Below are 13,208 nucleotides of genomic sequence, written 5' to 3'. Positions count from 1 at the left end.
TCCCTTAATTAGAATTCATTGTAAATAAAGTTGTTGTGTGTGTCTCCTGAGCCATATATCAGATACAATGTAATGAATATCGCTAAATAAAGAGCAGTCAATAAATATGGTTTTAATTTGTTAAAAGTTTCCGAAGTTGCTTTGGGTTCTTTTGATTTCATCTTACACCCCTCTTATCAGGTAGTTAATCTTTTTTACTTCGACTCAATCATTCCTGTCGAACGTCTTTCCCAATTCAACAAAAATATAATTCATTATAATCTTTTTCTCATGTATTTTCAATTGTATCCTTGAAAAATAAAGCATTATTTTACCGATTTCAAGCGCCAACACAACTGTGTCAAACATAGCTGCATACTTTTAATGTTTTTGCATTGATATGCAATCATGCGATTATCAATAAATTTTGAGTATTTACATTTTACTTCTATTCCTCTTGAAATACAATCTTTACTCACATAACATTATTGTAATACTTTTTACATATCCTTAAATCATGCTTTGGACTTACACCTATTTACACAGAAAAATGCAGTTTTACCTACTGTGCATCAGTGTGTAAAACTGCATTCTCTCTTTTTTATTTATCAGTAACAGGCGTAATTGCAGGTTGTCCTTGCAACACTGATTTCACATTGTTGATTGATAACTGAATCATTCTGTCGCGTGTCACGACCGTCGCACTGCCGATATGCGGCAAGGCGATTACGTTTTTAAATTTAAGCAATGGATGATCTGCCGAAATCGGTTCATCTCTGAAGACATCAAGTCCTGCTCCGCCGATTTCACCGTCTTCTAATGCTTGAATCAAATCTTCTTCAACGACAGTTGCCCCGCGTCCGATATTAATAAAGATTGCATCGTTGCGCATTTTTTTAAATGCTGCTGCGTTGAATTTTTCTTTGGTTTGCGGTGTTAATGGTGCTGTACAAACGACAAAGTCACTGTTTTCAAGCAATTCATCAAATGATACATACAATACACCGAGTTCTTTTTCAGCTCTGCGGTGGCGGCTGCGATTATGGTACATCACATTGGCCTCAAAGCCTTTCAAGCGGCGCGCAAATGCTTTGCCGATATCTCCCATACCGAAGATACCGATATTAGAACCGTGCACATCTTTGCCTGCTAATAAATACGGTCCCCAGCTTTTCCATTCGCCGTCTTTGACATATTGTTCAGCTTCTACAATTCTGCGTGCTGTCGCAAGCATTAAGGTAAAGCCGAGTTCTGCAGTAGTCTCTGTCAAGACACCTGGTGTGTTGGTTACAGTCACACCTTTTTCTGCTGCTAAAGCAACATTGATATTGTCATAGCCTACTGCCATATTGGCTACAATTTTTAAATGCGGCGCCGCTTCTAATGTTTCTTCATCGATTTTTTCGCTTAGTGTAATAAATGCTGCTTCCGCATCTTTGATTTCTTCTAAAAATTTATCGCGCGGCATCGGAACGAATTCTTCATTCCACATTTCTACATCCGCAAATTCTTTTAACTGTTGTACAAATTTGTCTGGTACTTTACGTGTCACTAACACTTTGGTCATCGTAACACCTACCCTTCTAAGTCTTTTAATACCTCATTCAAGTCTTTGAATGTGTACGTTGGTTGTGTTGGCTTCTCTGCGAGTTCTTCTTTGCTGGTTACACCTGTTTGTACATGAATCGTGTCGATCCCGGCATTAATACCTGACATGATATCTGTTTCGTATAAATCACCGACCATCGCAACGTCTTCTTTAGGTAATCGGATGACATCCATAGCCATATCCATGATAATCGGCTGCGGTTTGCCGATAAACGTCGGCTGTACTTTTGTCGACACGGCAATCACACTTGTGATTGCGCCGTTGCCTGGCAAGAAGCCGCGTTCATTCGGAATTGAAATATCTTGGTTAGTCGAAATAAATTTCGCACCGTTGCGCACACCAAGTGTCGCTTGTGAAAGTTTGTCGTAATTGACATGCGTATCTAAACCAACAACGACATAATCCACATTCGTGTCGTCTATAAGTGTTAAACCTTGATTCAGCAGTGCTGTACGAATACCGCCTTCGCCGATAACATAAATCGACGCATGTTCGTTTTCTTTTTTAATATAGCTTGCTGTTGCTAAAGCAGAGGTAATCACTTCTTCTGGTTTCGCTTCAATACCAAACTCAGCCAGTTTCTTCACAACATCCTCCGGCACCTTTGTAGAGTTGTTCGTCACATAAAGATGCGGGATGTTATTTTGATTTAGATAATCAATGAATTGTTTGGCACCGTCAATCGGATCAGCGCCTTTATACATTGTGCCATCTAAGTCAATCAGATAACCTTTGTATTGTTTCATCTATTTCTTATCTCCTTTTCCAAATGCTGTAACAGGTACATTTTCATTATTTAAGAAATTGACAACTTCATCAATGAAATTTCTATAGTCTTCAAGCGAAGCATCAAATAACGGGATCAGATCATCTGTATCCAATTGATCATATTGATGTACAAAGCGTCTGCGTACATCTACAGTTTTATTTATACCCTGTTGTGTTTTTGCAGAAATCACTTTTTCTAATTCTAGAATATCGATCACATCTTTATAATTTCCCGGATCTCTCAATACAAATGCATCAATCACCATGTTGCCGATATCTACTGAAGACTCTATGAGCATTTGTGCAATACGCTCAAATGCATAATGGTTCTCTTTATTTTCTGAATAATCTTCTGTTAATTTTTGTAAGTAATTCAGTTTATACGTCAATTTATCTTTATCAACAAAATACATATTCTTCATCTCCTCATCCCCTCAATCATATCACATCTTTGCAGTACAAATCATTTCTGTATATACTTGAGAAAACAACATGTACAAAGGAGTCAAAGAAATCATGATAGATATGTTTTTATACGATGATAACGAAGAAGCTGATGTACAATATGTAGGTATGGTCGGTGAAGAAAGCCGTTATGATTTAATGCTCTTTCAAACCAACCGTCATTACGGGAAAGTATTAGTCTTAAATATGCAGACGAATAAATTCGGCATCATTGGTCCGGACGATTTAGCAGAAGACGGCTACATCTCTTATATCTTAGGTGTCAGCGAAGCAGAAGGCGAAGAACTGACTGAATACTTGAAAGATGTTATCCCGAGCGGTACTTTCGACAGCGGGGAATATTAAAATAATTGTTTTAAACATACTAAAGGACAGCTGGTACTTCATCAGCTGTCCTTTTTCTTATGGTCATTCGGAAGACTCGGTGCTATTTTTACATCATGCAGCTTATCGCTTTTTAAAGTGTCATCTTTATGTTGTGCATGTAACTTTTTTAATTCTCTTTCAGGTATACGTCTTAAAATAAAATAGGCACATCCGAAATTACAGAACTCTAATAAGTAGTCTTGTATTGTCGCAAAGCGTTTGCTGATTTCTACTTTTTTGTTAGAGTCCTTATAAAATCCTTTTAAGCGCAGCTGATCATAACCGAAATCGCCGACTACGTAGTCATATTTATCTAATATCTCTGAATAGCGGTCCGCAAATTGTTCTTCATCAAAACAATCACGATACTCTTCTATCATTTCAAAATATTTATCTCCTGCTTTAATCATCTATGTCACCTAACAATTCTATTTTGATTGTTTCTTCTTTTTACTCAGTGTAGTACACAGTTTTAACGTGATGCATACTTTTTGCCTATGCACACGTAGGGCTTACCTCACATTATACAACAAAATGGGCGTGAAACAACGAAAGAAGCGGACTGATGCAGTCCGCTTCCCCCCTATTGTTATTCATTCATTTCTATTACGCTTCTGAAGTAGATTCATTTAATTTTTCTTCACCGATACGTTGTCTTTCTTTTGCAGCTTCGTTAACTTGCTCATCTGCATGGTAAGAACTACGTACTAATGGGCCAGCTTGGCAATGTTTGAATCCTTTGTCCATTGCTACTTTTCGTAATTTGCCGAATTCTAATGGTGAATAGTATTTTTCAACTTTAAGGTGTTTGCGTGATGGTTGTAAATATTGACCGATTGTTAAGATATCAACATCTGCTGCACGCAAATCATCCATTGTTTCATGTAATTCTTCGATTGTTTCGCCTAAGCCAACCATGATACTTGATTTAGTCGGAATATCTGGTTGTAATTCTTTAGAACGTCTTAAGAATTCTAGAGTACGATCATAAGTTGCACGCGCACGTACTCTTGGTGTTAAACGACGTACTGTTTCGATATTGTGGTTTAAGATATCAGGTTTTGATGCCATTAATGTTTCTAATGCATCATAGTCCCCACCCATATCTGACGGTAAAATTTCAATTGTCGTATATGGATTACGTTCTCTTACTTTTCTTACAGTTTCAGCGTAAACGTTTGAACCTGCATCACGTAAATCATCACGCGCAACCGCTGTGATAACAACATGTTTTAAGTTCATCATTTCAACTGATTCTGCAACACGTTCTGGTTCACCTAAGTCTAATTCGTTCGGCAAGCCTGTTTTAACTGCACAGAAGCGGCAAGCACGTGTACAAACTGCACCTAAAATCATAAATGTAGCTGTACGGCGCTCACCCCAACATTCATGTATATTCGGACACTTTGCTTCTTCGCAAACAGTGTTTAAATTCTTTTCACGCATCATCTTTTTCAGACCAGTATAGTTCTCGTTCGTGTTAAGCTTTATCTTCAACCAATCTGGTTTACGTAAAATTTCATCATTTTTAGTAGCCATAACAACACATACCCTCCTGTGTACTTATCTTCATACTATTATAACGAATTTATCAGAAAATGAAAACGCTATTACCTATAATTCATAATTCTAATAGTTTCTTTTTGAAAATATCTCTTAAAAACTCTGGCATCAAATACTCTGTAGGCAGATTTTTAAACAGAGGAAAATAACGTCCGAACGTATACATATCTACTGTACCTAAAGTATAGACATGGTCATCATCGATTTCTTTGCCTTGTACATAAAAACGCGCTTCTGACTCGATATAGCCCATATTATACAAAATATAGCCGCCGAAGATATCTCCTCTGAATCCAAGTCCTTGTGCATGCTCATGCATATAATCCTGCTCTTCGGCTGTTAAGATAACTTGTTTCAAATCTCTGCCTGTAATTTTGATTCTTACTAAATTAATCGGATGCGGCAGCATTTGATGAACATCAAACTCTGTCACTTTTGGACCTTCAATACCTTTAACGACTAAACCGGCATTGATAATCGCACAATCCGCATGCGTAAATTCATACACACTTTCTGCAAGCAGATAACCGGTTTTCGTAATCACATCCGTTCTTCTCGGCAAGCTGACCGGATGATCAACGACCGGGTCGCTCATTAGTGCTTTGCCTTCTTCTTTGAAGTGCGTCTCTACTTGCGGCAGTGTTTCAACAGGATGAATCACCGCTTCTTTATGTACAACTTTATGATTTTCGATTTCCAGAGTGACCTCGCCTAAAAAATGACCGTATTTTCCGGCCGCTGCCATCAACACCCCGTTCTTCATTTCTCCTTGTTCGAAATAATGGTGCGTATGGCTACCGAAAATCACATCGATCTGAGGTAATGCTTCGCATAATTTACGGTCAAAGAAGATACCGCAATGACTCATAACCATCAATACATCATACTGTCCTTCTTGCTTATCGATTTCATCTTTAATCGCAGCCATCGGATCCGTTACTACCCAATCAAGCGCTCTGTAAAAAGGTGTAAACGGTGCAGTTGCTGCGACAAATAAAATACGCGTGCCTTCAATTTCTGTAATATAGCTCGATGTCAGATGATTCGGCAAGTTGCCCGCTTCATCAAACACGTTACTGCAAGTCACCGCAAAGTCTGCATCATGATATAAGGCATTTAATGCTTCGTGCGAAATGGTCATTCCTTCATTATTGCCTATTGTCGCAATGTCGCAATGTGCTGCATTCAGCAGCTCAACATTCTTATGGCCAAGCGTTGCTTCTGTCACGGGTGCTGATAAATCAACATGGTCGCCGATATCGATATAAAGCGAAGGATGGTCTAATAACGGTCTGTGTTCTGCTAAATAAGCAGCAATTCGCTCATAGTCATGAAGGTGACTATGAATATCATTCGTATGATAAATCGTTAACTTCAAACTCGGACGCCTCCTCTATAGAAATGATTTGATAATAAGATATACCCCTAACAGCAGCATTACTGTTCTCAGCAATGCGACCACTGTGTTCGATTGCATAGATTGATTGAGTTTCACACCCAATTTCGCACCCAGATAACTTGAAATAACTAAGACGATTGCATAATGCCAAGCCACATGGCCTTGGAAAATATGTCCGATGGAACTCATGACACTTGAGAAGAAAATCATCATCATACTTGTACCTACTGCCACATGCGGAGGGAATCTGAATACAATCAGCATTAACGGTGTCATTAAAGCACCTCCGCCGATGCCGAATAAGCCTGTTGTAATCCCGATAAAGAATGTCGCAAAGAAAGCAAACACAGGCGGTACATGATAATGATAAAGTGTGCCATCTTTATCTACATACGTTTTTTCATATTTTTTCTTTTCAAATACTTTAATCGGTTTAATTGCATGACGTACTAACAACAACACAGCAACTAAAATCAGAAACAGTCCGAAATAAAGGTTGAATGAATCTAATGTTAAATAACGGCTGATAAAGGAGCCGAGCAATGACCCCGGCAACAAGCCGAATAAGAAGACATAACCGTTTTTAACATCGACTTGCTTAGATTTTAAATACCCTAATGTTGAGGTTAAACCCGTTACGATTAGAATAATAGAAGAAGTTCCGATCGCAATTTGCGGTGTAATCCCATGCAGCATGTCATGCTCCACTCCAAGATACACCATAGTCGGAACAATAATCAATCCGCCGCCGATTCCGACAATAGAACCGATAATTGCGGATAGCGCCCCAATTAAAATGAGCAGTATAATACTCACCATATCCCATCACTTCCTAAAATAATTTCAATTGCTGCGGTGCTAATCCTTCGTAATCAATCCCTAATATACGCTGGAATTCTTTTGCGTTACCGGCAGCGTGACCGCCGGAGTTATTATTAAACACCACATATATGTTTTTGGCTTTGTGCTGAATAATACGTACTTTTTCAACTAAATCTTCCAGTTCCTTTGTTGAATAATCGTATAAATAACGCACATCACGCCATGCTTCATCTGTCATGTCTTGTTTGGTCCAACCATGACGATTACGGCCATGATAACGTACAAATGCCGTTTCTGTTGTAATACGATTGACGAGCGGTGCTGAACCTTCGCCGACTTGCGGTTCATCCACGATCGCATGAATAAGCTGCTGCTCCGTTAAGAATTCTAATGTATGTTCTTTCATGCCGTCTTTAAACCAAGTTTGATTTCTGAATTCGATACATACAGGGACATCTTTTAGTTGTGCTCTGACGTATCGAATATAATTAATGTTTTGTGTCTTGCAGTCAAACCATGGCGGAAATTGAACTAAGACCATCGCTAGTTTATCCGCTTCGATTAATGGCGCAATCATTAATTTAAAATCTTCAAATAAGCCTTCACGTGTGTCCGCAAAATCTTTGTAGTCTGCGTGCAACGTGAGTGCTTGATGGATTTTAACGACGAATTTGAAGCGGTCAGGTGTTTCTTTAATCCATTTTCGGATATTGCGTTCAGGTTGAATCGCATAATACGATGCATCCAATTCTACCACCGGAAAATGACTCGCATACGTCTTTAATTTATCAGTTTTTCGACTTAGATCAGTGTACAGGGAATCATGATCTCCCCAACCTGTCAGCCCTATCTCTATCATACTTAATCACCAGTTTCATTCTATCATATTTTAACGTACGACCTTATCTCAACCAACTTTCTCATGATTAAAATAAGCACTGTGCGTGCTGCACAGTACTTTAATATTGATGCTATTCAGTTAGCGAAAACGCATCTCTTCAATTTGATTAACGATAGACGTTACAATCTCTTGTGCAGAGCGGCTTGTCGCTAATCGCGGTGTTTGACCGCTCCATAAAGACATCATCGAATCATCGTGGTTTGCGGTAGAAGCTTTTCGAATCGCTGATGTCAATTGGTTTTGGATAGGGTATTCCGGAACTTCTCCGTTAAATTGCGATAAATAGTTCACAAAGTTATTACGGATGCCTCGTGCCATTTTACCGCTGAAAGCATTTGTCAGCACTGTAGAGGTTTCTGTGCTGTTTAGGATAGCTTGCTTATAAGCGATGTCTGCGCCGCTTTCTTGGGATGTAAGGAACGCTGTACCCATTTGTACACCAGATGCACCTAGAATTAAGCTTGCAAGCACACCTCTGCCATCCATAATGCCTCCTGCAGCGATAACCGGTACACTCACCGCATCCGCAACCTGAGGAATCAGCGAGATACTGCCGATCATCGGATATTCACCATCTTGTTTTAAGAATGAACCGCGATGTCCGCCTGCTTCACTGCCTTGTGTCACGATAATATCAACACCAGCTGCTTCATTTGCCAGAGCTTCTTCAACTGAAGTTGCTGTCCCCATCACAATAATGTCATGCTCATGCATTTTACGAATTAATTTGATTTCAGGTACGCCGAAAGTAAAGCTTGCGACAGCTACTTTCTTTTCGATTAATATATCAATTTGGCGTTCAAGCTGTTGAGACTCTGATAAATTGACAACAGGATGTTCTAAATCCAGTGCACGGCGGTAGGGACTTAACCAAGCATTCATTAAATCTACTTGTGCCGGTTTCAATTTTTGCTTGTTCGGCACAAATAAATTCACCGCAAACGGTTTGGCAGTTAAAAGTTTCACTTTATCTATTTCTTCGCTTAATCGTTCTAAACTGAAATATCCTGCACCTATAGTTCCTAATCCGCCGCTGTCACTCACACTTGCGACAAGTTCAGACGTTGTATTGCCTGCCATACCTGCTTGAATAATAGGATACTTGATGCCAAGCATTGCACTCGCTTTTGTCTCAAACCACATAGGGTAAACACTCCTTATAAAGTTGGTTGATTTGGTTTAGGCTTTTGTTTTTGTTTTTGTCTTAATCGTTCATTGACTTTATTTTGTTCGTGTTGATCCATTTCGTCTTCAATATCAATACCAAGCAACTGTTCAATCAAGTCTTCCATGGTAATAATCGCATCCGTTCCGCCATACTCATCGAGCACAATCGCGATATGTTTACGTGATGCAATCATTTTGCGCATCACCCATTCTGCTTTATTATGCTCGTTCACAAACAGCGGTTTTGAGATGTAATCTTCTAATGATTTGTCATGATGTCGACTCCATACTAATAAATATTTAGAATGAAATACACCTACAATGTTATCAATTTCCTCATCATACACCGGATAACGTGTATAAGGGTGGGTCATAATAATATCATATACCTCATCATAAGGTGTATCGAGCGAAAATGCGGTCACATTGACACGCGGTGTAGTATCTACATCCTTTACACGCAGTTGTTCGAAAGTCAAAACACTTTGAAGTCTGTCTCGCTCACTTTCATTAAAAGCACCTTGTGCCCCAGCAATCGTCACCATTGTACGAATTTCTTCTTTCGACATTCTATGACTTTGAAATTTATCATTCGCAAGCATTTTGTTGATTAAACCTGTTAAACCGTTCAATATTTTTGTGATAGGTGTCAAAATTACCACAAAGAATTGAATGATTGGATAAACAAGTTTAGATATCACATCCGGATATGTAGCTGCGATAGATTTAGGAATAACTTCTGAAACAATGATTACAACAACAGTAATGACTAACGACGCAATTCCGACATTCCATCCGTTTTGAACTGCTAAAATCGTTACTAATGTCGGCAACACGATATTAGCACTGTTGTTCGCAATCAATATCGTTGTGATGAAATCTCTAGGTCTATTGAGTAATGTTAATAATTTTTTAGATTTAAGATCACCTTTACGGCTTTCCGTTTGTAATTTAACTTTATTTGCGGCAGTTAATGCAGTTTCACTGCCTGAAAAGAAGAAAGAAACAAATATTAATATAATGATAGCTATAATCATGGTGGCAACGCTCCCTTAGAACTCTGTTTTCACTTGCAAGAAAATGCGTTTATATCTATAATATTTTCCCTTTCAGCTAACGATGTAAACCGAATGCACTTGACACTTTTTCGCACAGTGAAAGTATTTAATCCTATTGTACCGAATTTTCAGACGAAATGTTTATAGAATATAAAAATTTATATCTTTTGACTAAAGCGTAAACATTCAGAACCATCTATTCCACCTCTTGAATAGAAAGAATCTCACTTTCTTTAAATGAATAAAGTTGACTCGCACACTCTGATTCAAATGCTACTTTCGTATCTGTAGTCAACCATTCATGAACATCGTTAACTTCTAACAAGATACACGCTTCATTTTTATCGTATTGCATTGCATTGACACGCCCTTTAAAACGCGTATAAGATTGCGTTGTCAGTTCAACGTACTTGCCTACATAATCATCTAATTTTGGATTATCTACTATTTCAATACTCATAATTGCACTTTTGAAAAATTTTACTGCTCTTGATATCGCCTCGAACTCAATAGCATCTGTAGCCTCATTATAATTCACATTGAAATCTGCAACGTCCATTATTAAAATTTCAGTATTATCCTTTTTCGTCTCTTCTACACCTGTAACATAACCCGTGTACTTATTGCCAATTAAAGTAGTTATTTCTACTTCATGATTCACAAAACGCTTTAAATTAATAGGTGGCGTGTTCTCAATAAAAATATGCTTTTCAAGTTCAATTTCTTTGATATCCTTCGTCTTAATTTGATAGGTATCCCACCAAATATTTGAAATTTTGCCACTGTCTAATTTATATTTTTCATCAGTATAGTATATTTTAATACTGAGTTCATAGACGTCTTCATGTTTTTTTTATCGCTTACAAAACCTGTATATACTCCATTTGATGTATGGATCGTCACAAACTCCGCAAGGTACTCTATATAGGGTATGTCATCTTTGATTGTGATTTTGTCAATCTCACTTAAGACAAAACAGCAACAATCATAATTTGTCCATAAAGTATATTTCTCAGCATTAATATCAATGAGGTTGTCGATGTAATTAATTTTCAAAGCAATTGCATCTTCGTCAGATCCACTGTTTAATCTAGAAAAAAGTCAAAGCTCAATCCTCTAAATTTATCGCCATCTATTGTAATTATTTCTAAATATTTATCTACATACTCCCATAATTTTAGTGCATTTTCGTCATAGTCAAAAGGTTTAACATTAAATTTCACATAGTTATATTCATCACTTGTCAATTCATCAAAACCTTTAGGATAGTTAAATCCATCCTTCTTTTTTCTTCTTCGGTCAAACCATTTCGTTTTCCCCATTCTGTGAAATAAGCGATCCTAATTTTGTCCAGTTTTTCATAGTCTAAATCTTTAGCCATTTTATCTCCCACTTTCTTTAAGTGGAATTATGTCTCTTTCATCCATTAAATATTATCATCTATTTAAGCCAACTATACGCTTCATTAATAAGTATGTGAATAACAAGAATTAAAAAACACGAGCAATGCTTCTACCTAATTGGTATGCATTGCTCGTGCTTTGTTTGCAGTATTTTAATTCCATAGAATATCGATTAACCGATAGAACCTTCCATTTCGAATTTGATTAGACGGTTCATTTCAACGGCATATTCCATTGGAAGTTCTTTTGTGAATGGTTCGATGAAGCCCATTACGATCATTTCAGTTGCTTCTTCTTCTGAAATACCACGGCTCATCAAGTAGAATAATTGTTCTTCTGATACTTTAGAAACTTTCGCTTCGTGTTCTAATGAAATGTCATCGTTCATGATTTCATTATAAGGAATTGTATCTGAAGTTGATTTGTTATCTAAGATTAACGTATCGCATTCGATGTTCGCACGTGCACCTTTTGCTTTGCGTCCGAATTTAACGATACCACGGTAAACAACTTTACCGCCATCTTTAGAAATTGATTTTGAAACGATAGTTGAAGATGTGTTTGGTGCTAAGTGAATCATTTTCGCACCCGCATCTTGAACTTGACCTTTACCTGCTAAAGCGATAGAAAGTGTGCTGCCTTTGGCACCTTCTCCTGCTAATACACAGTTAGGGTATTTCATAGTCAATTTAGAACCTAAGTTGCCGTCAACCCATTCCATGTTACCATTCTCATGAACTAAAGTACGTTTAGTAACTAAGTTATAAACGTTGTTTGCCCAGTTTTGAATTGTAGTGTAACGTACATGTGCATCTTTGTGTACGATGATTTCTACTACAGCTGAGTGTAGTGAGTTAGTTGTATAAACTGGAGCTGTACAACCTTCAACGTAGTTTACTGAAGCACCTTCATCAGCGATGATTAAAGTACGTTCGAATTGACCCATGTTTTCTGAGTTGATACGGAAGTATGCTTGAAGCGGTGTATCTAATTTGATGTTCTTAGGAACATAAATGAATGATCCGCCTGACCATACTGCTGAGTTAAGTGCTGCGAATTTGTTATCGGCAGCTGGAACAACTGAAGCAAAGTATTCTTTGAATAATTCTTCGTGTTCTCTTAATGCAGAGTCAGTGTCTTTGAAGATAACACCTTTCTCTTCTAATTCAGCTTCCATGTTTTGGTAAACAACTTCTGATTCATATTGTGCAGAAACACCAGCAAGGTATTTTTGTTCTGCTTCTGGGATACCTAAACGGTCGAAAGTACGTTTGATTTCTTCTGGTACTTCATCCCAAGAACGTTCTGCATGCTCAGAAGGTTTAACATAGTAAGTGATGTCGTCAAAGTTTAACTCTGACAAGTCGCCGCCCCATTGCGGCATCGGCATTTTATAGAATAATTTTAATGATTTAAGACGGAAGTCCAACATCCATTTTGGCTCTTCCTTCATTCTTGATATTTCAGTAACGATATTTTCTGTTAATCCGCGTTCTGATCTGAAAATGGAAACATCTTCGTCGTGGAAACCATATTTGTAATCCCCAACATCAGGTGCTTTTTTAGCCATTTCAATCACTCCTTTTATATAATCAACACGATTTATTGACCCGTGACATTATTTCAAAAATAGATAGCGCTTCTTGGTGATTAAATGCTAGTGTATTACCTGCGCTGAGATAATACTTGTATTAATCAGTCTATCATG

General features: G+C 37.8%; 15 protein-coding genes. 1 reads left to right on the top strand and 14 read right to left on the bottom strand.

The features are described from left to right. Positions 1 to 8: 8 nt before the first annotated feature. The 4 genes from C7N65_RS06325 to hepT all read right to left on the bottom strand — a co-directional run bounded on the left by C7N65_RS06325 (position 9) and on the right by hepT (position 2,769). Entirely contained in the window at positions 9 to 161 is a 153-nt protein-coding gene (locus tag C7N65_RS06325) for a teichoic acid D-Ala incorporation-associated protein DltX (RefSeq protein ID WP_105993629.1), read from the bottom strand. Between the two features lie 419 nt (positions 162 to 580). After that, positions 581 to 1,546, bottom strand: coding sequence for a 2-hydroxyacid dehydrogenase (locus C7N65_RS06320; RefSeq protein ID WP_105993628.1), 966 nt, complete (start codon positions 1,544 to 1,546; stop codon positions 581 to 583). Between the two features lie 8 nt (positions 1,547 to 1,554). After that, entirely contained in the window at positions 1,555 to 2,334 is a 780-nt protein-coding gene (locus tag C7N65_RS06315) for a TIGR01457 family HAD-type hydrolase (protein WP_105993627.1), read from the bottom strand. Continuing rightward, positions 2,335 to 2,769 carry a type VII toxin-antitoxin system HepT family RNase toxin gene (gene hepT / locus C7N65_RS06310; protein WP_105993626.1) on the bottom strand — a complete coding sequence of 145 codons (435 nt, stop codon included), beginning with the start codon at positions 2,767 to 2,769 and terminating at the stop codon, positions 2,335 to 2,337. Between the two features lie 103 nt (positions 2,770 to 2,872). Here hepT and C7N65_RS06305 point away from each other — a divergent pair, with 103 nt between their 5' ends. Continuing rightward, positions 2,873 to 3,166, top strand: a complete 294-nt coding sequence (locus C7N65_RS06305) for a DUF3055 domain-containing protein (RefSeq protein WP_105993625.1) — start codon at positions 2,873 to 2,875, stop codon at positions 3,164 to 3,166. Between the two features lie 41 nt (positions 3,167 to 3,207). Here C7N65_RS06305 and C7N65_RS06300 read toward each other — a convergent pair whose 3' ends face one another. The 10 genes from C7N65_RS06300 to sufB form a co-directional block, all read right to left on the bottom strand. Further along, entirely contained in the window at positions 3,208 to 3,597 is a 390-nt protein-coding gene (locus C7N65_RS06300; protein WP_105993624.1) for a YutD family protein, read from the bottom strand. A 196-nt stretch (positions 3,598 to 3,793) separates the two neighbouring features. Next, positions 3,794 to 4,726 (bottom strand): lipoyl synthase, encoded by a 933-nt coding sequence (gene lipA / locus C7N65_RS06295; protein WP_105993623.1) that lies wholly within the window; start codon positions 4,724 to 4,726, stop codon positions 3,794 to 3,796. 82 nt (positions 4,727 to 4,808) lie between these two features. Then, on the bottom strand, positions 4,809 to 6,128 hold the full coding sequence (locus tag C7N65_RS06290) for a bifunctional metallophosphatase/5'-nucleotidase (RefSeq protein ID WP_105993622.1): 1,320 nt from the start codon (positions 6,126 to 6,128) through the stop codon (positions 4,809 to 4,811). 15 nt (positions 6,129 to 6,143) lie between these two features. Continuing rightward, complete coding sequence (locus C7N65_RS06285) at positions 6,144 to 6,968, bottom strand: sulfite exporter TauE/SafE family protein (protein ID WP_105993621.1); 825 nt, start codon at positions 6,966 to 6,968, stop codon at positions 6,144 to 6,146. A 13-nt stretch (positions 6,969 to 6,981) separates the two neighbouring features. Next, complete coding sequence (locus C7N65_RS06280) at positions 6,982 to 7,830, bottom strand: DUF72 domain-containing protein (protein ID WP_105993620.1); 849 nt, start codon at positions 7,828 to 7,830, stop codon at positions 6,982 to 6,984. A 120-nt stretch (positions 7,831 to 7,950) separates the two neighbouring features. Then, entirely contained in the window at positions 7,951 to 9,015 is a 1,065-nt protein-coding gene (locus tag C7N65_RS06275) for an NAD(P)H-dependent flavin oxidoreductase (protein WP_105993619.1), read from the bottom strand. Between the two features lie 14 nt (positions 9,016 to 9,029). After that, the gene (locus C7N65_RS06270) at positions 9,030 to 10,076 is read right to left on the bottom strand and encodes a hemolysin family protein (RefSeq protein WP_105993618.1); all 1,047 of its coding nucleotides are present in this window, start codon (positions 10,074 to 10,076) and stop codon (positions 9,030 to 9,032) included. 217 nt (positions 10,077 to 10,293) lie between these two features. Next, entirely contained in the window at positions 10,294 to 10,557 is a 264-nt protein-coding gene (locus C7N65_RS12540) for a hypothetical protein (RefSeq protein ID WP_158698103.1), read from the bottom strand. Positions 10,558 to 11,182: 625 nt separating this feature from the next. Beyond that, on the bottom strand, positions 11,183 to 11,419 hold the full coding sequence (locus C7N65_RS12535) for a hypothetical protein (protein ID WP_158698102.1): 237 nt from the start codon (positions 11,417 to 11,419) through the stop codon (positions 11,183 to 11,185). Between the two features lie 253 nt (positions 11,420 to 11,672). After that, positions 11,673 to 13,070, bottom strand: coding sequence for a Fe-S cluster assembly protein SufB (gene sufB, locus C7N65_RS06255; RefSeq protein WP_105993615.1), 1,398 nt, complete (start codon positions 13,068 to 13,070; stop codon positions 11,673 to 11,675). Between the last annotated feature and the right edge of the window lie 138 nt (positions 13,071 to 13,208).

The organism is Staphylococcus simulans, from assembly GCF_002994445.1.
In the GTDB taxonomy this organism is placed as follows: domain Bacteria; phylum Bacillota; class Bacilli; order Staphylococcales; family Staphylococcaceae; genus Staphylococcus; species Staphylococcus simulans_B.
Note: the sequence above shows the minus strand (reverse complement) of the source record. Positions and strands in the feature narration are given on the sequence as shown.